The following is a 21076-nucleotide window of genomic DNA, read 5'->3' as shown; positions in this document are numbered from 1 at the left end:
CCTCGCACCGTACGGACGCTGTCTGAGAGGTCTCTTAATGATCGTGCTGTGCGGTACGCGCGCGTGCCGCACGCCACTCGGGGGCCAGCACCGACCAGACCTCGGTGTCCGTGCGCACGCCCCGGTGGGGGTAGTTCTCCCGCAGCACGCCGTCGCGGGTCATGCCCAGCCGCCGGGCCACGTTGATGCTCGGTTCGTTGGCCGACGACGCATGCCACTCCACACGGTGCATGCCACGCTCGTCAAACGCCCAGTCCACGAGGACGCGCATGCCCCGGGTGACCAGCCCCCGCCCGGTGACCGCGGGCTCCAGCCAGCAGCCGGCCTCGCAGACCCCCTCGGCCGTGTCCCAGGTCCGGAAGAGCAGCCCGCCGACGAGCCGCCCGTCCAGCCACAGCCCGTGCAGGCTGCCGGCGTCGGCGGCCCGCTTGTCGGCGTAGCCGCGGAGGTAGGCGCGGGCGCCGTCCAGGTCCGGGATCACCTCGGGCAACGGGACGTGCCGTCCGATGAACTCGCGCCCCCGGTCGACGGCGGCCAGCAGTTCCTCGGCGTGCCAGACCTCCAGGGGCCGCAGTTCGGCGCCGTCACCCAGGGACATCGCGTACATCCGGGCGTCGCTCCTTCTCCAGTTCCGCCAGACCATGCCAACCCTCTCATGGGCGGCCGGCACCTCAGTCGAACTGGTCTCCGAGGGCCATCACCATGGTCCCCAGGACCATCAGCCAGAGGGCCACCCGGGTGCGCCCCCTGGCCCCCAGCGCCGACGCCACCACACAGACGACGGCCCCGGAGCCGTAGGCGGTCGGCACGAGGGCGGGCACCCCGCCCAGCCGCATCGAGGAAGCGGTGAGCCCCATCAGGGCCAGCAGCGCTCCGGTGACGGTGGCGGTCCAGCGGGCCCGGCGGGCGTCCTCGATGACGTCCTCGTCGTCGGCCGCCTCCACCTCGGCTGTCTCCGGTTCGGCTGTCTCCGGTTCGGTGCCGGACTCGGCGTGTGCGGTCATGGCGGGCGAGCGTAGTACCCGCACCTGGGAAAAGCGGCTGCGGAGCACCTCCACAACTGCTAGCTTCCGCTGGTCAGCCTTGTCCGGCCCCTCGCCGACGACCGAAGCGGGTGCATTGTTTGCCGGTTCGAACGAGCTCCTACGCATCGCCTTCCACTACGAAGATCACAAGGAGCCCGTTCACCGATGTCCGATTCCGGGATCACGGACGACCGCCTGACTGACCGTCTCACCCTGCCCCGTTACCCCCTCAGCAGCACCTACGACGCCCGGTGGGCCGTCGAGAACCAGATGGGCCCGCACGCCCTGTGGCTGCTGGAATGGCTGGCCCCGGCCCTCGGCCTGGACACCCTGCGCCCCTGCGCGCGCGTCCTCGACCTGGGCTGCGGCCGGGCGATGACCTCGATCTTCCTGGCCAGGGAGTTCCACGCCCAGGTCACCGCCGCCGACCTGTGGGTCAAGCCGGACGACAACGCCCGGCGCATCGCCGAGGCCGGGTTCGCCGACCGGGTGCAGCCCGTGCACGCCGAGGCGCACGACCTGCCCTTCGCCGAGGGCGGCTTCGACGCGGTCGTGAGCATCGACGCGTACCAGTACTTCGGCACCGACGACCTCTATCTGCCCACGCTCACCCGGCTGCTGAAGCCCGGGGGCCGGATCGGAGTGGTGGTGCCGGCGCTACGGGAGGAGATCACCGGCACCGAGCCGCCGGAGCACCTGAAGCCGTGGTGGGACCCCGGCTACTGGTGCTTCCACTCCGCCGCCTGGTGGCACCGCCACTGGACCCGCAGCGGGGCCGTGGAGGTCGAGACGGCCGACTGGCAGCCGGACGGCTGGCGGGACTGGCTGCTGTGGTGCGAGGTGGTCATGGAGGAGAGCCCGGAGGAGTTCCATCGCACGATGGCCCGTGAGGTCGCCGAGACGCTCCGCGCCGACCAGGGACGCACGCTCGGCTTCGTCCGGGTCGTCGGCCGCCGCCTCTGACGGGTACGGCCCCGGAGGCGCTGCCTCCGGGGCCGTACCCTGCGAACCGGGGTCGCTCAGCCCTCGCTGACGCCCAACTGCTCCAGGATCAGCTCCTTGACGCGGGCCGCGTCGGCCTGACCGCGGGTGGCCTTCATGACCGCGCCGACCAGGGCACCGGCCGCGGCCACCTTGCCGCCGCGGATCTTGTCGGCGATGCCCGGGTTGCCGGCGATCGCGTCCTCGACGGCCTTGCCGAGCGCGCCCTCGTCCGACACGACCTTCAGACCACGCTTGTCGACCACCTCGTCCGGAGTGCCCTCGCCCGCGAGGACGCCCTCGATGACCTGGCGCGCCAGCTTGTCGTTGAGGTCGCCCTTCGAGACCAGTTCGGTGACCCGGGCGACCTGTGCCGGGGTGATCGCCAGCTCGTCCAGCGAGGTGCCCGACTCGTTGGCGCTGCGCGCCAGTTCGCCCATCCACCACTTGCGGGCGGATGCCGCGTCGGCTCCGGCGTCGATGGTGGCGACGATCAGGTCCAGCGCACCGGCGTTCAGGATCGCCTGCATGTCGGTGGCCGAGATGTCCCACTCGGCGAGGAGACGGGTGCGGCGGGCCAGCGGCATCTCCGGCAGCGCCGCGCGGATCTCCTCCACCCACGCGCGCGAGGGCGCCACGGGGACCAGGTCGGGCTCCGGGAAGTACCGGTAGTCCTCGGCCTCCTCCTTCACGCGGCCCGAGGTCGTCGACCCGGTGTCCTCGTGGAAGTGCCGGGTCTCCTGGATGATCGTCCCGCCGCCGCCCAGCACGGCCGCGTGCCGCATGATCTCGAAACGGGCCGCGCGCTCCACGGACCGCAGCGAGTTCACGTTCTTCGTCTCGGAGCGGGTGCCGAACTTCTCGGTGCCGTTCGGGCGCAGCGACAGGTTCACGTCGCAGCGCATCTGGCCCATCTCCATGCGGGCCTCGGACACGCCGAGCGCCCGGATGACCTCGCGCAGCTCACGCACGTACGCCCGCGCGACCTCGGGGGCACGCTCGCCCGCGCCCTCGATCGGCTTGGTGACGATCTCGATGAGCGGGATGCCGGCGCGGTTGTAGTCCAGCAGCGAGTGCGAGGCGCCGTGGATACGGCCGGTCGCACCGCCCACATGGGTGGACTTGCCGGTGTCCTCCTCCATGTGGGCGCGCTCGATCTCCACGCGGAAGGACGTGCCGTCCTCCAGCTGTACGTCGAGGTACCCGTTGAAGGCGATCGGCTCGTCGTACTGGGAGGTCTGGAAGTTCTTCGGCATGTCCGGATAGAAGTAGTTCTTCCGGGCGAAGCGGCACCACTCGGCGATCTCGCAGTTCAGCGCGAGACCGATCTTGATCGCTGACTCGACGCCGGTCGCGTTGACGACCGGGAGCGCGCCGGGCAGGCCGAGGCAGGTCGGGCAGGTCTGCGAGTTGGGCTCGGCGCCCAGCTCGGTCGAACACCCGCAGAACATCTTGGTCTTGGTGCCGAGTTCGACATGGACCTCAAGGCCCATGACGGGGTCGTACGACGCCAGCGCGTCCTCGTACGACACCAGGTCGGTCGTGGTGGTCACGGTGAAACTTCCCTCTCAGCCCAGCAGGACGTCGTCGTCGCCCAGCCGCTTCAGCTCGCGGTAGAGGATCGCGAGGCCGGTCACGATCGCCACGGCGGAGACCGTGGCGTCGATCAGCCGGAGCGTGTCGTGCTCGGCGCGGGCCTTCTTGATCTGCTTGGCGACACTCACCGCGCCGAACGCGGTGGTGGCCATGGACAGGTACGTACCGGACTTCGACTTCTTGAAGCCCTTGGCCTTCGACAGTGCGTTGCTCACAGCGACGGTGCCTCCTCAAGGAGCGGGTGCCCCCACCTTTCCACGAAGGCGGCCTCGACAGCGGCTCCGACCTTGTAAAGGCGGTCGTCCTTGAGCGCCGGGGCAATGATCTGGAGACCCACCGGGAGGTTGTCCTCCGGGGCGAGACCACAGGGCAGCGACATCGCCGCGTTGCCCGCGAGGTTCGTCGGGATGGTGCACAGGTCGGCCAGGTACATCGCCATCGGGTCGTCGGCGCGCTCGCCGATCGCGAAGGCGGTGGTCGGCGTCGTGGGCGACACGATGACGTCGACCTGCTCGAAGGCCTTCTCGAAGTCGCGCGTGATGAGCGTGCGGACCTTCTGGGCGGAGCCGTAGTAGGCGTCGTAGTAGCCGCTCGACAGGGCGTAGGTGCCGAGCATGATGCGGCGCTTCACCTCGGGGCCGAAGCCCGCCTCACGGGTGAGGGAGGTGACCTCCTCGGCGGAGTGCGAGCCGTCGTCGCCGGTCCGCAGGCCGTAGCGCAGGCCGTCGAAGCGGGCGAGGTTGCTCGAACACTCGCTCGGCGCGATCAGGTAGTACGCCGACAGCGCGAGGTCGAAGGACGGGCAGTCCAGCTCGACGATCTCGGCGCCCAGCTCCTTGAGGAGGGCGACGGACTCGTCGAACCGCTGGATGACACCGGCCTGGTAACCCTCGCCGCGGAACTGCTTGACGACGCCGACGCGCATGCCCTCGACGCTGCCGTTGCGGGCGGCCTCGACGACCGGCGGGACCGGGGCGTCGACGGAGGTGGAGTCGAGCGGGTCGTGCCCGGCGATCACCTCGTGCAGCAGCGCCGCGTCCAGGACCGTACGGGCGCACGGGCCGCCCTGGTCCAGGGAGCTGGAGAAGGCGACCATGCCGTACCGGGAGACCGCGCCGTACGTCGGCTTCACGCCGACCGTGCCGGTGACGGCGGCCGGCTGGCGGATGGAGCCGCCGGTGTCGGTGCCGATGGCGAGCGGCGCCTGGAAGGAGGCGAGCGCGGCGGAGGAACCGCCACCGGAGCCGCCGGGGATCCTGGTGAGGTCCCACGGGTTGCCGGTCGGCCCGTACGCGCTGTTCTCGGTGCTGGACCCCATGGCGAACTCGTCCATGTTGGTCTTGCCGAGGATGACGACGTCGGCGGCCTTGAGCCGCTTGGTGAGGGTGGCGTCGTACGGCGGGATCCACCCCTCCAGGATCTTCGAACCGACGGTCGTCGGGATGCCCTCGGTGGTGAAGATGTCCTTGAGCGCGAGCGGGACGCCGGCCAGCGGGCCGAGCCGCTCGCCGCGGGCCTTCTTCTCGTCGACGGCACGGGCCTGCGCCAGGGCGCCCTCGCGGTCGACGTGCAGGAAGGCGTGCACCTTCTCGTCGACGGCCTCGATCCGGGCGAGGTGGGCCTCGGTGACCTGGACCGCGGTGAGCTCGCCGGAGGCGATCTTCGCGGCGGTCTCGGCGGCCGTGAGCTTGATGATGTCCGTCATGGCTGTCTAGTCCTCCCCCAGGATCTGCGGCACCTTGAAACGCTGCTGCTCCTGGGCCGGGGCGCCGGAGAGCGCCTGCGCGGGGGTGAGCGAGGGACGGACCTCGTCCGCGCGCATGACGTTCGTCAGCGGGAGCGGGTGAGAGGTCGGCGGTACGTCTTGGTCGGCGACCTCGCTGACGCGGGCGACCGCGCCGATGATGTCGTCGAGCTGGCCGGCGAAGTGGTCGAGTTCTTCGGGCTTCAGCTCCAGACGCGCCAGCCGGGCGAGGTGGGCGACCTCCTCGCGCGTGATGCCAGGCATGCAGCGTTCCTCTGGGGTGAGTGTGTGTGGTTTGGGGCGGGGTGCTGGCGTCAGATTTCCGCCGTCCGCCCGAAGGGCGGGTCTCGCGGCGTCTGGCGCGTGCGATCGCAAGGCGCCGGAGCGCCCTCGTGGCGGAGCCACGTGGGCGATTCGGCAACGCGGCGAGCGTGCGTGCCAGGCGTCGCGAGGCAGGCGGAAATGTGACGCCAGCACCCAATCCTATGGGGCGGGGCCCGATGGCTGTTAAACGGTTTGGCCGGCGCCACCGACAGCGCCCCCTGGGAGCGCTGGGGGCCGGCCGGAGGCTGGGGGAGGAACCGCGCGAGCGACCACGGCGGACGGACAGCCGCCGACGGCACGGCACCGCCACGCGGGACGGGCGGCTACTCGGCGGCCGGGAGTGCCGCGCGCGGGCGCTGCCACCCCCGCGACCCCCGTGCCAGCAGCCACGCCGTGGCCTCCTCGGGCGGCATCGCGGCGGCGACCAGCCACCCCTGGACGGCGTCGCACCCGAGGTCCCGCAGCCGCTCCCAGGTCTCGTCGTCCTCCACGCCCTCCGCGACGACCAGCAGCCCCAGCGAATGCGCGAGGTCGACCGTGCAGCGCACGATCTCCGCGTCCTCGTTGTCCACGGCCAGCCGGGCCACGAAGGACCGGTCGATCTTCAGTTCGCTCACCGGCAGCCGCCGCAGATGCACCAGTGACGAGTACCCGGTGCCGAAGTCGTCCAGCGACATCTTCACGCCGTGCCCGGTCAGCCCGGCGAGGGTGTCCGCGGCCCGCTGCGGGTCCTCCAGCAGCACGTGCTCCGTTATCTCCAGCTGCAACGCCCCCGCCGGGACCCCGTGCCTGGCCAGCCGGGCCGCCACCGAACCGGCGAACCCGGGGGTGTGCACGTCACGCGGGGAGACGTTGACCGCCACCGGCACCCGCAGCCCCTGCGCCCGCCACTCGGCGACCTGCCCGAGCGCGGTCTCCAGGACGTACTCCGTCAGATGGGGCATCAGCCCGGAGGACTCGGCGATCGCTATGAACTCGTCCGGCGGCACCTTGCCGCGCTCGGGGTGCACCCACCGGACCAGGGCCTCCAGTCCGGCCACCTGGCCGTCGAAGCGCACCTTCGGCTGGTAGTGCAGCTGTACCTCGTGGGCGTCCAGGGCGCGCCGCAGGTCGCCCAGCAGACCCAGCCGGTCCGGGGTGTTGGAGTCCCGCTTGGACTCGTACACCTCGACGCCGGTGCGGTCCCGCTTGGCCTGGTACATCGCCACGTCCGCCCGGCGCAGCAGCCCCTCCGCGTCGACGGCGTGGTCGGGGAAGACGGCGACACCGGCGCTGGCCTCCAGGACGAGGGTGAGGCCGTCGAGGTCGAGCGGGGAGGAGAGGGTGGTGACCAGGTTGCGGGCCACCCGGGTCGCGGAGGTCGTGGAGTCGGCGACGGGCAGTAAGACCGCGAACTCGTCGCCGCCGAGCCGGGCCGCCTCCGCACCGCGCGGCAGCGCGGCCCGCAGCCGGTCGGCTATCTGGAGGAGCAGCCGGTCACCGGCGAGATGACCGAGCGTGTCATTGACCGAACGGAACCGGTCGAGGTCGATCAGCATGAGGGCGGAGCGGGCGCCGATGCGTTCGGCGTCGTCGAGGGCGGTCCAGATCCGCTCCAGGAGCCACTGCCGGTTGGGCAGTCCGGTCAGCGGGTCGCGCAGCTGTTCCTCGGCGCGGGCCCGGGCTATCCACAGGGTCGAGTCGAGGGCGACCAGCGGGATGGAGAACAGCGGGAGCAGCAGCGGCTGGGCGACGGCGACCACGCAGACGAGCGGGGCGATACCGAGCAGCGCGACCGCGACCAGCCCCTGTCGCACCAGCGCGGTGCGGGCGACGGTGGGCACTCCGCCGCCGCGCGGGAGGTGCAGGTACCAGAGCAGGGCGCGGGTGACGGCGAGGTAGGCCACCGCGACGAGCACGACCTCGGGGGCGGTGGTGACGCTCCAGCTGCCGGGGTTCCAGGGGGACTCGACGGTCGGTACGCGGCCGAAGGCGCCGAGCAGGAGGGCGCCGGCGCCGATGCCGAGGATGTCCACCGCGCCGTGCAGGACGCCCTGCCGCCAGCGGTGGCGCCGGGCTATGCCGACCAGGACGACGACGGTGAGGCTGACCATGCCGGCCGGGACCCAGCCGTACAGCAGCAGGACGGCGAGGGTGAGGGCGGCGCCGGAGCCGGTGCCGCCCCACCAGCGGGCACGGCCGAGCAGCACCAGGTGGCCGACGATGATGCCGGTCAGCACGGCCAGCGACCAGCCGACCGTGCCGGACGGGAAGAGGGCGTGGTTGTCGGTGAAGGCGCGGTAGAAGCCGGCGCCGAGGACGAACGCGGCGACCGCGACGACCCCGGCGGGCAGCGCGGGCCAGGACAGGTGCCGGTCGTGGTCGTGCTCGGAGCCGGGCAGACCGGGCAGACCGGGCAGGTGGGGCACCGGCTCGACGGCGGCCAGCGGCAGCGGGTCGCGGGCGTCCGCCGCGAGGCTCGTGACCGGCACGCCGACGCGCCGGTCGCCCCGCGCCGCCCCCCGGCTCTCCCGCCACGCGCACGCCCGTCGGCGCAGCGGCAGCCGTGCGCCCGGGGCGGCGCTCTCGGTCGGTTCCATTCCCGTCCCTCTCACAGCCGGCGGTGCCCACGCCATGCGGTCCGTGCCCTGCGCGAGCACGGGAATGCCCCGACCGCAGCTGGGCACGGCAGGCGCACGTCTCAACAGTAGGCCGCGGAAGGCTTTCGCGGGCAGCGGTCGTGGACGGTTGCCCGATTGCGACCCGGCCACCCGTATGCATCTGGTATGCGCCGAACGGGTGGCCTTCAACCGCTACTCGCCGGTCGGAAGGGCGACTTCGGCCGCCGCTTCGGGCCCCTGCTCCAAAAGGACGACGAATCCGTCCTCGTTCAGGACGGGGACCTTCAGCTGCATCGCCTTGTCGTACTTCGATCCCGGGTTGTCACCTACGACCACGAACGACGTCTTCTTGGACACCGAGCCGGTCACCTTGGCCCCGCGGCTCTGTAGCGCGTCCTTGGCGCCGTCCCGGGTGTAGTGCTCCAGCGTTCCGGTGACGACGACGGTGAGTCCCTCCAGTGGACGCGGTCCCTCGTCCTCGCCGGTGGACTCGTCCTCCAGCGGGACTCCAGCGGCCTTCCACTTTCGGATGATCTCGCGGTGCCACTCCTCCGCGAACCACTCCTTGAGCGCGGTCGCGATGATGCCTCCGACGCCTTCGATGCCGGCCAGCTCCTCCTCGGTGGCCTGCTCGATGCGGTCGATGGAGCGGAACTCGCGGGCCAGCGCCTGCGCGGCGACCGGTCCGACGTGCCGGATGGACAGGCCGTTGAGGAAGCGGGCGAGCGGCCGGGTCTTCGCCTCCTCGATGTGCTGGAGGAGGGCGAGGGTGTTCTTCTTGGGCTCGCCCTTCTGGTTGGCGAAGACCGTGACGACCTTCTCCTCGCCCGTCTTCGGATCGCGTCTGGGCAGTCCGCTGTCGGGGTCGAGGACGTACGCCTTGATGGGCAGCAGCTTCTCCACCGTGAGGTCGAAGAGGTCGCCCTCGTCGACCAGCGGCGGGTCGGCCGGCTCCAGCGGCCGGGTGAGGGCCGCCGCGGCCACCCCGCCGAAGTGCTCGATGTCCAGGCACTCCCGGCCCGCGAGATACGCCACCCGCTCCCTCAACTGGGCGGGGCAGGTGCGGGCGTTGGGGCAGCGGAGGTCGATGTCGCCCTCCTTCATGGCCCGCAGCGGTGTCCCGCACTCGGGGCACTCGGCCGGCATCACGAACTCCCGCTCACTGCCGTCGCGCAGGTCGGCGACCGGTCCGAGGATCTCCGGGATCACGTCACCGGCCTTGCGCAGCACCACGGTGTCGCCGATCAGCACGCCCTTGGCCTTGACGACCTCCTGGTTGTGCAGGGTCGCGAACTCCACCTCGCTGCCCGCCACCGTCACCGGCTCGACCTGCGCGTACGGGGTGACCCGCCCGGTACGGCCGACACCGACCTTGATGTCGATCAGCTTGGTGTTGACCTCCTCCGGCGCGTACTTGTAGGCGATCGCCCAGCGCGGGGCGCGGGCCGTCGAACCGAGCCGGCCCTGGAGGCGCATCTCGTCGAGCTTGACGACGACCCCGTCGATCTCGTGCTCCACGGAGTGCCGGTTCTCGCCGTAGAAGGCGATGAACTCCCGTACGCCGTCGAGGTCGTCGACCACCCTGTTGTGCCGGGAGGTGGGCAGGCCCCAGGTCTTCAGCAGGTCGTACGCCTCGGAGAGGCGGCCCAGACCCTCGAAGCCCTCCAGGGCGCCGATGCCGTGGACGACCATGTGCAGCGGGCGGGAGGCGGTGACGCGGGGGTCCTTCTGGCGCAGCGAACCGGCCGCCGCGTTGCGCGGGTTGGCGAACGGCTTGTCACCGGCCGCCACCAGCCGTTCGTTGAGCTCGGCGAACTTCTCCATCGGGAAGTAGACCTCGCCGCGGATCTCCACCAGGTCCGGGACCCGGTCGCCGTTCAGCCGGTCCGGGATCTCCGCGATCGTACGGACGTTGGGCGTGATGTCCTCGCCGGTGCGGCCGTCGCCGCGGGTCGCCGCGCGGGTGAGGCGGCCGCGCTCGTAGGTGAGGTTGACGGCGAGGCCGTCGACCTTGAGCTCGCACAGGAAGTGGAAGGCCTGCTCGCCCAGTTCCCGGTGGATCCGCTCGGCCCAGGCCGCGAGGTCGTCGTCGTTGAACGTGTTGTCCAGCGACATCATCCGCTCGCGGTGCTCGACCGAGGTGAACTCCGTCTCGTACGAGCCCGCGACCTTCTGGGTCGGCGAGTCCGGGGTGCGCAGCGGCGGGTACCGGTCCTCCAGCGCCTCCAGGCTCTTCAGGAGCTGGTCGAACTCGGCGTCGCTGACGACCGGGGCGTCCTTCACGTAGTACCGGAAGCGGTGCTCCTCGACCTGCTCGGCGAGCCGCCCGTGCTGCTCCCGTGCCTCGGCGGGCACCGCCGTCTGAGCCTGCTGCTTGTCGCCGGCCACCTTTTCCTCCCGTTACTCTGGGTTGTCCGCGAGTGATCTCGCCGCCTGGACGCAGTGGGCGAGCGCCTGCCGGGCGTAGGCGGGGGAAGCACCCGCGAGCCCGCACGACGGGGTGACCGTGACGGTCTCCGCGAGCAGCTCCGGTCGCAGCCCCAGCCTGCGCCACAGCGTCCTGACACCCATGACGCTACCGGCAGGGTCTGACAACGGGGTGTCCGTGCCCGGCACGACACCGGCGAACAGCCGGGTACCCCCTTCCACGGCCTCGCCGATCGCCTCGTCGTCACGTTCGGTGAGGAGCGAGAAGTCGAAGGAGACGGCGTCCGCCCCGGCCCGGCGCAGCAGCGCGAAGGGGACGTCGGGGGCGCAGGAGTGGACGGCCACCGGGCCGTCGGCGTGCACGCCGACGACGTCCCGCAGGGTCGACTCGACGACCTGCCGGTCCACGGCCCGGTGGGTGCGGTAGCCGCTCGCGGTCTTCACCTGGCCGCGCAGGACGGCGGTGAGGGACGGCTCGTCGAGTTGCAGCACTACATGGGCGCCGGGGATGCGGCGGCGAACCTCGGCCAGGTGCAGGCGCAGGCCCTCGGCGAGCGAGGCGGCCAGGTCGCGGCAGGCGCCGGTGTCGGAGAGGGCCGACTCCCCGTTCCTCAGTTCCAGGGCGGCGGCGAGCGTCCAGGGCCCGACCGCCTGCACCTTCAGCGGTCCCTCGTACTCCTGGGTGAACTCCTCCAGCGCGTCCAGGTCCTCCCCCAGCCAGGACCGCGCCCGCCGGGTGTCCCGGCCCGGCCGGTCGCCGATCCGCCAGCCGCTTGGCTCCACGCGCGCGTACAGCTCGACGAGCAGGCCCGCGGTACGGCCGATCATGTCGGCGCCGGGGCCCCGGGCGGGCAGTTCGGGCAGGAACGGGAAGTCCTCGAAGCTGCCGGTCGCGGTCTTCGCGGCCTCCCGGGCGTCGCCGCCGGGAAGCGAGCCGACACCGGTGGCCGGGCCGAAGGTGGGGTGTGCGTTCACATGAGGAGCCTATGCGGGGCGGCCGGTGCGGTGTGCGCCGGTGCGCGGCGGGCCGTGCGTCGCCCCGCGCCGCGCCGCACCCGCACGCGCGGCCGGACCCGGCCGCCGCCGCTGCCCCGCGAACATCTCCCTGTCACGCCCTCACCACGCCGTTCCGTTCAGTGGCACGACGGGCGACACGGAGGCGTGCGCTCTCCAGGCTGGGGGCGTCGGCGAAACGCGCCGCGCCGCCCCGGGAGGACACCCATGACGTCGTCGTCACCCGCAGGTCCCCGGCCCGGCGGTGCCGGCCCGGCCGTACGGCGCGATGACGCGCTGGCCCTGCTGACGGCGGAGTTCGACGGCGGGACCGGGGTGTGGCGCTCGGCACCGGCCGGCGGGGTGTGCGTGGCCGATCCCGAGGTGGCCCGTGCCGTGATGGGCAACCGGCACGGCGTCGTGGCGGACACCTCCGACTTCTACCATCACCGCGCCGGCGTCTTCGGGCCGCGTGCCGCCCAGGTCGCCATCGGCCGCGCGGCCCGCCTCCTGATCCAGCGTCACCTGCGGGAGCACCGCGCCGACCTGCCCCGTCTCGTCGCCGAGCTGCTGGCACCGCGCAGCGAGTGGCCGGACGCCGGGAACCGGCTCGTACTGCGGCACCTGCGCGATGTGCTGCTGCACCCCGAAGCGCCGCCCCACCTGCACACGACCGTGGAGGCGATCGTCTCCCGGGCGGTGCTGGCGGGCGCCCGGGGACGCCACTCGGCGCCGTCCCGGCTGCTGTTCCGGCGCCGCGCGCTGGCCGCCCTGCACGCGGAGACACGGGCCCGGCAGCGGGCGCCCCGCCCGCCCGGCCATCCGGCCGGGCCGCGCGACCTCATGGACGTCGTCGTCGGCGGGGGCGGCCCCGCGGCGGATCCACGCGAACTCGTCGAGGTGTACCTGTCGTTCGTGTTCGCCACGGCCGGGTCGATCGGGTTCGCGCTGGGCTGGTCGGTCCACCTGCTGGCCACCCACCCCGAGCGGGCCGGCGCACCGCCGTCCTGGATCGTGCGCGAGGCGCTGCGGCTGTGGCCGGTGGCCTGGCTGTTCGCCCGCACCCCGAGCCGGGCAACGGAGCTGGGCGGGGTGCGGGTCACGCCCCGGGACCGGCTCATGGTGTGCAGCTACCTGGTGCACCGGCACCCCGGGCACTGGGAACGGCCCGACGAGTTCGTCCCCGAGCGCTGGGCCGGGGCCGTGCCCGACGCCGCCTACCTGCCGTTCGGGCACGGTCCGCACACCTGCGCCGGCGCGACCGTCACCGTACGGCTGCTGGAGGACCTGGTAGGCCTCCTGACCCGTGACTGGCGGGTGTCGTCCGCCCCGTCGGCCGCCCCTGACGGCGCCGGGCCCCAGGTGGGTCCCGCGCTGGCTCCGCCGCGGTTCACCGCGACGCTGAGCCGCCTTGACGGCTGTCCCGAGAGGAGGTGAACCAGCATGCGCGCGCTGTACCTCAAGACGAAGTCGGTCCTCAACGTCCGTCGCACGTACGGGCAGTTCTGGTACCTGTACCACCACATCTGACCGGCCCGGCGCGGGGAGCCACCGGCCCGCTCCCCGCGCCCCCAGAAGGGGAGAGCCCACGATGACCACCCCGCAGCATCCCGAGGACTTCCTGAGCGACCTGCGGCTGCGCAGCGCCCGGGAGGACGGCGTCTTCTGGGTCGACGACCAGCGGCTCGGCGTCTTCGAGCCGGAGGCGGCGCGCAGGGTCAGCGCCACGAACTGGCACCGGTTCGTCCTCCAGGACCGGCTGGTCGACATGGTCCGCCGGCGGCACAGCCCCGAGATGCGGTGGAGCCGGATCCGGTCGGCGTGGCTCACGCAGCTGCACGCCCTCGCGACGGCTGAGCAGCACGGCCTGCTGATCGAGCGCATGCAGCGGGTGCTGGACGCGCGGGCCGGGCAGGACACGGAGACCGATCTGACGATGCTGATGCAGGACGTGGCGCTGCGCTCGCTGCTGCCCGTCGCGCTCGGCGGACTCACCGGCGCCGAGGCGGAGGTGGTGCGCCGGGACCTGGAGATGAAGCTGGCCCGGCTGGTCTCGGCGACACCGGGCGGTGTGCTGCACCACCTGCGCCATGTCGGCGTCCAGATACGGGCCGGGCTGGTGGTCCGCCGGGTGCTCCGGCAGCGCGCCCGCGGTCGGCGCGGGCGCGAGCCGGACCTCGCCGACCCCTTCGTGGACCTGCTGCCCGAACTCGGCATGGACCGGGCGCTGGACGTGGTGACCACGGTCCTCACCGCCATCGGGGGCCCGCCCGGCACCGCCGCCGCGAGCGTGCTGTACGAGTTCGTACGGCATCCCGGGTGGCAGCGCCGGCTCGAGGCCGAACTGGGCGCCGTGGACCCGGTGGAGTTCCGTACGGCCCCCACCCGGGCGGCCCCGGTGACGCACCGGTTCGTGAAGGAGGTGCTGCGGATGTGGAGCCCGCCGCTGCTGCTGGTGCGCCGCTCCTCGTTCGGGTTCGACCTGGGCGGCACCCGGCTGGAGCCGGGGCAGTGGTATCTGCTGAGCCCGCATCTGATCCATCGCGACGAGCGGGTGTGGCGGCGGCCCGATGTCTTCGACCCGGACCGCTTCCTGCCCGGCGCGCCGCACGGGCCCGCGGACCGCACCTGTTACGTGCCGTTCGGCTGGGCTCCGAAGAAGTGTGTCGGCGCGAACATCGCCGTCGTCCAGCTGATGGCCCTGTGCCACCTGCTGTGCACCCGTTACCGGCTGACCGTGGCCGAGCCGGAGGCGGTCACGATGGCCCTGCGGTTCGCGCCGGTACCGGAGAACTTCCACGGCCGGCTGGCCCTGCGGTGAGCGGGCCGGCAGGTCCTAGCGGGGCTGCGGGCCGGGGCGCACGGTCAGGTCGTTGATCTCCGCGTCCGCCGGGAGGTCCAGGGCGGTCAGGACGGTGGTCGCCACCGACTCCGGGTCGATCCAGCGGGACGCGTCGTACTCCTTGCCCTCCTGCTGGTGGACCTTCGCCTGCATCGGGCTCGCCGTGCGGCCCGGGTAGACCGAGGTGACCCGGACACCGTTGCCGGACTCCTCCTGGCGGAGCGAGTCGGCGAGGGCCTTGAGGCCGTGCTTGGAGGCCGCGTACGCCGACCAGCCCGCGTGGGCGCTCAGTCCCGCGCCCGAGTTCACGAACAGCACATGGCCGCGGGCGGCGCGGAGCGGGGGCAGGAAGTGCCGGGTCAGCTCGGCCGGCGCGATCAGGTTGACGTTCAGCTGGTGCCGCCAGGACTTCGGGGTCAGCTCGCCGACCTGGCCCAGGTCGACCACACCGGCGATGTGCAGCAGCGAGTCCACCCGGTCCGGGAGCGACTGGTGGGAGAAGGCCCAGGAGAGCTTGTCCGGGTCCGCCAGGTCGCCGACCAGGGTGCGGGCGCCGGGGAACTCCGCGGCGAGTTCCTTGGCGCGGCCCGCGTCGCGCGCGTGCAGCACGAGTTCGTCCCCGCGCGCGTGCAGCCTGCGGGCCACGGCGGCACCGATACCCGATCCGGCGCCGGTGATCACATGAGTTGCCATGGGGGCCATGCTCGCATCAGCTGCCCTGGCGGCCGGCCTCCAGGTAGGCGAGCGCGTCGGCGGGTTCGGCGGCGACGTGCATCAGCTCCGGCAGCGGGCGGGGCAGGAAGCCCTCGGCGGCCATGCGGCGGAACTGTTCGGCCAGGCCGTCGTAGAAACCGGCGGTGTTCAGCAGGACGACCGGCTTGTCCGTGCGGCCGTGCTTCTTCAGCTCCAGGATCTCGGTGGCCTCGTCCAGGGTGCCGGTGCCGCCGACCATGATGACCACTGCGTCGGCCTTCTCCAGCAGCAGCCGCTTGCGCTCCGCGAGGTCGGCCGCGATGACCATCTCGTCGGCGCCGGGGCGGGCCTTGTTGGCGAGGAACTCGACGGAGACGCCGATCAGCTTGCCGCCGGCTTCCTGGACTCCGTCCGCGACGACCTTCATGAGACCGCTGTCGGAGCCTCCCCAGACCAGGGCGTGGCCGCCCTCGCCGATGAGTTTGCCGAACTCGCGGGCGGGGCCGGTGTAGCGGTCGTCGAGGTCGGCGGCGGAGAGGAAGACACAGATTCGCATGCGTTCAGGGTAGGCACGGGGTGGTGCGGCGGCCGCGGGTGCCCGGGGGCTGGTCGCGCGGTTCCCCGCGCCCCTGCCGGGGCGCCCCGCTGAACGCCGGGAACAAGTCGGCGGCTCCTGTCGTCAACCTCATATGGCCTCAGGACACACCATCACCATCGAAGACAGTGACCGGCACGTGCGCGTGACGCACGGTGATCTGGTTCTCGCCGAGAGCGACCGGGCCCTCGTGCTGCACGAGACCGGCTGTCCCCCGCGCTACTACATCCCCGCGGACGACGTGCGGCTCGATCTGCTCGCGCCCTCCGAGTCGCACAGCGTCTGCCCCTTCAAGGGGGCCGCGTCCTACTGGTCCCTGCCGGACGCGCCGGACCTGGTCTGGGCGTACCCCGAGCCCAAGGCCGACGTCGCCCGGATCAAGGACCACCTCTGCTTCTACGACGTCGAGGTGTCGTGAGCGATTAGTTCCGCGCCTTGGGGCAGTCTGCTGAGGCATGGACAAGAAGACCATTTCTCACGACGGGACCCCCGTCGCGTACGAACGCACCGGTGACGGCCCCGCGGTGATCCTGGTGAGCGGGGCGATGTCGACGGGGGCCACGGTGGCGCCGTTCGCCGTCCCCCTCGCCGACCGCTTCACCGTCGTCTCCTACGACCGCAGGGGCCGGGGCGCAAGCGGTGACACCAAGCCGTACGAGGTCGCCCGCGAGGTCGAGGACCTGGCCGCGCTGATCGAGGCGGTGGGCGGCGAGGCGTCGCTGTACGGCCACTCGTCGGGCGGCGCGCTGGCCCTCGAGGCGGCGGCGAGCGGGCTGCCGCTGCGTCGCGTGGCCGTGTACGAGGTGCCGTACGCCGTCTACGAGGGCGGCGCGAAGGAGCGGGCCGAGTACACCGGCCGCCTCACCGAGGCGCTGGAGCACGGCCGGCGCGGGGACGCGGTCGAGCTGTTCCTGCGGCTGACGGGCCTGGCCGAGGAGATGATCCAGGGTGCCCGCCAGTCCCCCATGTGGCCCGGCATGGAGGCGCTCGCGCCCAGCCTCGCGTACGACGACGCCGTGCTGGGCGACGGCCTGGTGCCCCAGGACCGGCTGGCCTCGATCACGGTGCCCGTGCTGTCCCTCGGGGGCGGCGCGAGTCCCGCCTGGATGCGCGAGGCGGCCCGGGCGGTGGCCGAGGCGGCACCCCGGGGGACGTACCGGACGCTGGAGGGCCAGTCGCACATGGTGGACCCGGAGGCGCTCGGGCCGACGCTGGCGGAGTTCTTCTCGTAGCGCGCCCCTGCCCGGCCTCGCGCGGGCCGCGCTGTGGGGCGTGGCAGGCTTCGGGGCGGTCGTGGCCGACCGCCACTTCACGCTGATCGTGCTCGACCGGACAACCCGACGGGTGAGAGCACGACCGTCCGCGACGCGCTGGTGGACTCGACCGGCTACCGCCTCATCGGGACCGTCCCCTACCCGACGGCCCGGGGCAGCAGCCGGTTCCCGGACGGTCGGCCGGTACCGGCTCCTGCGCGTTCTCGATGATCAGGCTGTGGCAGCTTCCCGGCGAGCCGTGGTGGCGATCGTCGCCGAGCCGACCACGCGGGTGCCGTCGTACAGGACGATCGCCTGGCCGGGGGCGACGCCGCGGACCGGTTCGGTGAAGGTGACCAGCAGGGTGCCGTCGACCAGTTCCGCGCTCACCTCGGTCTCGCCGCCGTGGGCGCGGAGCTGCGCGGTGTAGACGCCGGGTGCGGTGGGGGCGGTGCCGCACCAGCGGGGCTTGATCGCGGTGAGCCCGGTGACGTCGAGGGCGGCCGCCGGGCCGACCGTGACCGTGTTGTTCACCGGTGAGATGTCGAGGACGTAGCGCGGCTTGCCGTCGGCGGCCGGGGTGCCGATCCGCAGGCCCTTGCGCTGGCCGATGGTGAAGCCGTACGCGCCCTCGTGGGTGCCGATCTTCGCGCCGGACTCGTCGACGATGTCGCCCTCGGCCCTGCCGAGCCGCTGTGCCAGGAAGCCCTGGGTGTCGCCGTCGGCGATGAAGCAGATGTCGTGCGAGTCGGGCTTCTTGGCGACCGCGAGGCCCCGCCGCTCGGCCTCCGCGCGGATCTCGTCCTTGGTGGTGACCGTGTCACCGAGCGGGAAGAGCGCGTGCGCGAGCTGCTTCTCGTCGAGGACGCCGAGGACGTACGACTGGTCCTTGGCCATGTCGGAGGCGCGGTGCAGTTCGCGGGAGCCGTCCGGGCCGGTCACGATCTGCGCGTAGTGGCCGGTGCACACCGCGTCGAAGCCGAGGGCCAGCGCCTTGTCCAGGAGCGCGGCGAACTTGATCTTCTCGTTGCAGCGCAGGCAGGGGTTGGGGGTGCGGCCGGCCTCGTACTCGGCGACGAAGTCCTCGACGACGTCCTCGCGGAAGCGGTCGGCGAGGTCCCAGACGTAGAACGGGATGCCGATGACGTCGGCGGCACGGCGGGCGTCGCGGGAGTCCTCGATGGTGCAACAGCCCCGGGCGCCCGTGCGGAAGGACTGCGGGTTCGCGGAGAGCGCGAGGTGGACGCCGGTGACGTCGTGGCCGGCTTCCGCCGCGCGGGCGGCGGCGACGGCGGAGTCCACGCCGCCCGACATGGCGGCGAGGACGCGGAGGGGACGGGAGCGCTGCGGGGTGTCAGTCATAGCCCCTCCAGGGTACGGGGGCACGGGAACCGGGGCCCGCGAGTATCCGTTGGAGATCACACGGGGTGCACATGGGGCGCACATGGGGGTGGATCGGACAGTGGCGGGTGACAGGGACCGGCGGATCGGGCGGCGCGCGCTGCTGGTGGGCGGAGCGGCGGCGGCCGTCGGCACGGCGGCGCTGACCAGGGACGAACTGACGCGGCTGTACTGGCGGCTGCCCGGGGTGCGCAAGGCACGGGTGGCGGGCGCGGTGGACTTCAAGGGTGCGCGCTGGGTGGCCGCGTCGTCCGCGAACTACCGGACCGCGGACCGGCCTGACGACTATCGCGTCGACCGGGTGGTCATCCATGTCACCCAGGGCGGTTACGCGAGCGCGGTGAAGGCCTTCCAGGACCCGGCGCACGGGGCGGCCGCGCACTACATCGTGCGCAAGGACGGGCGGATCACCCAGCTGATCCGCGAGCTGGACGTGGCGTTCCACGCGGGCAACCGGTCGTACAACGAGCGGAGCGTCGGGATCGAGCACGAGGGGTTCGTGGACCGTCCGCAGGACTTCACGGACGCGATGTACGCGGCCTCGGCCCGGCTCACGGCCGCGATATGCGGGCGGTACGGCATGGCCCTGGACCGCGAGCACGTGATCGGGCACGTGGAGGTCCCGGGGACGGACCACACCGACCCGGGCGAGCACTGGGACTGGGATCGCTACATGCGGCTCGTGCGGCGGGTCGGACAGGCCTGACGCCCGGTTCCGCCTGTGACTCAATCGTTATCCTGTGGTCGTACTGCGCGCCGCCTGTGTCCGTTGCGTCCCGCACCCGGGGCGCTAGCTGCGCCTGATCAACTCGACTTTTTTTCAAGGGAGTTCAGCATTACCAGCGCCCACGGCCACCTCACAGTCCCCCGGGTTCGCTCCTAACTTCGCCTCAGATCTCACACAGTCCCCAGGTCAAACATCCGGGGCCATGACCCACACCACAGATCCCGCCTTCGAGGCGGACGGAACCGACGAGCAGGTCACCGGCGGCAGGCGACGGCGTGCCAAGGGTTCGGAGCACGCCAAGGCCGAGCGCGTCACGGACGCCGAGCACTCCAAGACGGCGACGGCCAAGCGCGGCAAGGGCGTGCACCGCCGGAAGTTCCTCGGCGGCATGGCCGGCGTCGGTCTGGGTGCCGTCGCCGCGGGCGGCGCGTCCTTCGCCCTGCTGACCGACGCGAACGGCAACAAGGCGGGGGCGGCGACCAACACCGCCACCCTGTCGATCCCGGACCTCCTGGAGGGCACCACCTCCGACAGCACCACCACCTTCACCCTGGAGGCGAAGACCGGCACCGCCGAGGTGCTCAGCGGGGTCTCCAGCACCACCGCCGGCTACAACCAGTCGTTCCTCGGCCCGACCATGAAGTGGACCCAGGGCAACACCAACGTCCTCAACATCACCAACAGCCTGGGCGAGGACACCACCGTCCACTTCCACGGCGCGCACGTCCCCGCCAAGATGGACGGCGGCCCGCAGGTCGCCTTCTCCGACGGGGACACCTGGTCGCCGACCTTCACGGTCAAGGACGACGCCATGACGCTCTGGTACCACCCGCACGCGCTGGGCACCACGGCGAAGCAGGCGGTGCACGGCCTGGCCGGCATGATCATCGTCGAGGCCGACGACGACACCAGCTCCGCACTGCCCAGCACCTACGGCACGGACGACATCCCGCTGATCTTCCAGTGCCTGGCCGTGGACAGCTCCGGTGACATCAAGTACGACCTGAGCGGCTACCTCAGCAGCGGCCTCAGCTTCCCGCTGCTGGTCAACGGCACCAACGTCGACGACACGACCCTCACCTTCACCGCGACCAAGACCCGGACCCGGTTCCGGCTGCTGAACGCCTCGCCGTCGGACATCATCACCATCCAGCGCAGCGACGGCGGCACGATGACCCAGATCGCCACCGACCAGGGCTACCTGGCGTCGGCGGCCGACGTGACGGAGATCCGGCTGGTGGCGGGGGCCCGCGCCGAGATGGTCATGGACCTCTCGGACGACGTCACCCTCCAGGCGGTCGTCACCACCGGCTGGGTGCGCGGCGGCAGCGGCACGTACGACTTCCTCGCCGTCACCGCGAGCGGCTCGGACACCCCGGACGACCTGCCCAGCTCGCTCAGGACCATCGACCGGTACGACACCAGCGACTTCACCGCGCGGACCATCACCCTCGGCCAGTCCGGCACGACGATGCTGATCAACGGTTCGGCGGGCACCAGCATGAGCTCGATGGCCATGATCAGCACGACCGTCGGGTCCAAGGAGATCTGGACGATCACCAACTCCACGCAGCTGGAGCACTCGTTCCATCTGCACGACGTGCCGTACCAGCTGGTGTCCATCAACGGCGAGGATCCCACCGGCGTCGAACTCGGCTGGTACGACACCTACGAGGTGGTCGGCGGCGGCTCGATCAAGATCGCCATGGAGTTCACCGACTTCTCCGACGACACGTACATGTACATGCTGCACTGTCATCTCCTACAGCACGAGGACGAGGGCATGATGGCGTCCCTCATGGTCACGGACAGCTAGGTCACGGCCAGCCAGGTCACGAACAGCCAGGTCACGGGCGGTCAGGTCACGTGCGGTCA

At 72.0% G+C, this 21076-nt stretch carries 20 protein-coding genes; 8 read left to right on the top strand and 12 right to left on the bottom strand.

Annotation, left to right across the window (positions count from 1 at the left end):
- Positions 1-34: 34 nt before the first annotated feature.
- Positions 35-607 (bottom strand): GNAT family N-acetyltransferase, encoded by a 573-nt coding sequence (locus AAW13_RS14070; RefSeq protein ID WP_046726922.1) that lies wholly within the window; start codon positions 605-607, stop codon positions 35-37.
- A 64-nt stretch (positions 608-671) separates the two neighbouring features.
- Positions 672-1004: a hypothetical protein gene (locus AAW13_RS14065; RefSeq protein WP_240528618.1), complete on the bottom strand. Its 333-nt coding sequence runs from the start codon at positions 1002-1004 to the stop codon at positions 672-674.
- Positions 1005-1190: 186 nt separating this feature from the next.
- Between AAW13_RS14065 and AAW13_RS14060 the strand changes: the two genes are divergently transcribed.
- Positions 1191-1988 carry an SAM-dependent methyltransferase gene (locus tag AAW13_RS14060; RefSeq protein ID WP_046726921.1) on the top strand — a complete coding sequence of 266 codons (798 nt, stop codon included), beginning with the start codon at positions 1191-1193 and terminating at the stop codon, positions 1986-1988.
- Positions 1989-2044: 56 nt separating this feature from the next.
- Here the strand turns inward: AAW13_RS14060 and gatB are convergent, their stop codons facing one another.
- The 7 genes from gatB to AAW13_RS14025 form a co-directional block, all read right to left on the bottom strand.
- A complete protein-coding gene (gatB, locus tag AAW13_RS14055; RefSeq protein WP_046726920.1) occupies positions 2045-3559 on the bottom strand; it encodes an Asp-tRNA(Asn)/Glu-tRNA(Gln) amidotransferase subunit GatB in 1515 nt (504 codons plus the stop codon).
- Positions 3560-3574: 15 nt separating this feature from the next.
- Positions 3575-3817 carry a hypothetical protein gene (locus AAW13_RS14050; RefSeq protein ID WP_046726919.1) on the bottom strand — a complete coding sequence of 81 codons (243 nt, stop codon included), beginning with the start codon at positions 3815-3817 and terminating at the stop codon, positions 3575-3577.
- Positions 3814-5307 carry an Asp-tRNA(Asn)/Glu-tRNA(Gln) amidotransferase subunit GatA gene (gatA, locus tag AAW13_RS14045; protein ID WP_046726918.1) on the bottom strand — a complete coding sequence of 498 codons (1494 nt, stop codon included), beginning with the start codon at positions 5305-5307 and terminating at the stop codon, positions 3814-3816. The genes AAW13_RS14050 and gatA overlap by 4 nt, the downstream gene beginning before the upstream one ends.
- Before the next feature lie 6 nt (positions 5308-5313).
- Positions 5314-5610 carry an Asp-tRNA(Asn)/Glu-tRNA(Gln) amidotransferase subunit GatC gene (gene gatC, locus AAW13_RS14040; RefSeq protein ID WP_018544665.1) on the bottom strand — a complete coding sequence of 99 codons (297 nt, stop codon included), beginning with the start codon at positions 5608-5610 and terminating at the stop codon, positions 5314-5316.
- Positions 5611-5993: 383 nt separating this feature from the next.
- The gene (locus tag AAW13_RS14035; protein ID WP_046726917.1) at positions 5994-8249 is read right to left on the bottom strand and encodes a putative bifunctional diguanylate cyclase/phosphodiesterase; all 2256 of its coding nucleotides are present in this window, start codon (positions 8247-8249) and stop codon (positions 5994-5996) included.
- A gap of 213 nt (positions 8250-8462) precedes the next feature.
- A complete protein-coding gene (gene ligA, locus AAW13_RS14030; RefSeq protein ID WP_046726916.1) occupies positions 8463-10658 on the bottom strand; it encodes an NAD-dependent DNA ligase LigA in 2196 nt (731 codons plus the stop codon).
- 12 nt (positions 10659-10670) lie between these two features.
- On the bottom strand, positions 10671-11672 hold the full coding sequence (locus AAW13_RS14025; RefSeq protein WP_046726915.1) for a methionine synthase: 1002 nt from the start codon (positions 11670-11672) through the stop codon (positions 10671-10673).
- A gap of 246 nt (positions 11673-11918) precedes the next feature.
- On the opposite strand from AAW13_RS14025, the gene AAW13_RS14020 reads away from it, so the two are divergent.
- The 3 genes from AAW13_RS14020 to AAW13_RS14015 all read left to right on the top strand — a co-directional run bounded on the left by AAW13_RS14020 (position 11919) and on the right by AAW13_RS14015 (position 14511).
- Positions 11919-13127, top strand: a complete 1209-nt coding sequence (locus AAW13_RS14020; RefSeq protein ID WP_079178811.1) for a cytochrome P450 — start codon at positions 11919-11921, stop codon at positions 13125-13127.
- Between the two features lie 6 nt (positions 13128-13133).
- A complete protein-coding gene (locus tag AAW13_RS47955; protein ID WP_466574575.1) occupies positions 13134-13220 on the top strand; it encodes a hyalucidin A family RiPP precursor in 87 nt (28 codons plus the stop codon).
- Between the two features lie 61 nt (positions 13221-13281).
- Positions 13282-14511 carry a cytochrome P450 gene (locus AAW13_RS14015; RefSeq protein WP_046726914.1) on the top strand — a complete coding sequence of 410 codons (1230 nt, stop codon included), beginning with the start codon at positions 13282-13284 and terminating at the stop codon, positions 14509-14511.
- 15 nt (positions 14512-14526) lie between these two features.
- On the opposite strand, the gene AAW13_RS14010 is transcribed toward AAW13_RS14015, so the two are convergent.
- Positions 14527-15234 (bottom strand): SDR family oxidoreductase, encoded by a 708-nt coding sequence (locus AAW13_RS14010; protein ID WP_071659543.1) that lies wholly within the window; start codon positions 15232-15234, stop codon positions 14527-14529.
- 7 nt (positions 15235-15241) lie between these two features.
- Positions 15242-15781, bottom strand: coding sequence for an LOG family protein (locus AAW13_RS14005; protein WP_046726912.1), 540 nt, complete (start codon positions 15779-15781; stop codon positions 15242-15244).
- A 133-nt stretch (positions 15782-15914) separates the two neighbouring features.
- Here AAW13_RS14005 and AAW13_RS14000 point away from each other — a divergent pair, with 133 nt between their 5' ends.
- Together AAW13_RS14000 and AAW13_RS13995 are read left to right on the top strand one after the other, a co-directional pair.
- Positions 15915-16238, top strand: a complete 324-nt coding sequence (locus AAW13_RS14000) for a DUF427 domain-containing protein (RefSeq protein ID WP_046726911.1) — start codon at positions 15915-15917, stop codon at positions 16236-16238.
- A gap of 37 nt (positions 16239-16275) precedes the next feature.
- The gene (locus AAW13_RS13995) at positions 16276-17052 is read left to right on the top strand and encodes an alpha/beta fold hydrolase (RefSeq protein WP_046726910.1); all 777 of its coding nucleotides are present in this window, start codon (positions 16276-16278) and stop codon (positions 17050-17052) included.
- Positions 17053-17304: 252 nt separating this feature from the next.
- Here AAW13_RS13995 and mnmA read toward each other — a convergent pair whose 3' ends face one another.
- Positions 17305-18435, bottom strand: a complete 1131-nt coding sequence (gene mnmA, locus AAW13_RS13990; protein ID WP_046726909.1) for a tRNA 2-thiouridine(34) synthase MnmA — start codon at positions 18433-18435, stop codon at positions 17305-17307.
- 82 nt (positions 18436-18517) lie between these two features.
- Between mnmA and AAW13_RS13985 the strand changes: the two genes are divergently transcribed.
- On the top strand, positions 18518-19180 hold the full coding sequence (locus AAW13_RS13985) for an N-acetylmuramoyl-L-alanine amidase (protein WP_046726908.1): 663 nt from the start codon (positions 18518-18520) through the stop codon (positions 19178-19180).
- Positions 19181-19403: 223 nt separating this feature from the next.
- Positions 19404-21017: a multicopper oxidase family protein gene (locus AAW13_RS13980; RefSeq protein ID WP_046726907.1), complete on the top strand. Its 1614-nt coding sequence runs from the start codon at positions 19404-19406 to the stop codon at positions 21015-21017.
- Positions 21018-21076 lie beyond the last annotated feature (59 nt).

The organism is Streptomyces humi (genome assembly GCF_001005085.2).
GTDB lineage: Bacteria > Actinomycetota > Actinomycetes > Streptomycetales > Streptomycetaceae > Streptomyces > Streptomyces humi.
This window is presented reverse-complemented; position numbering and strand designations above follow the sequence as displayed.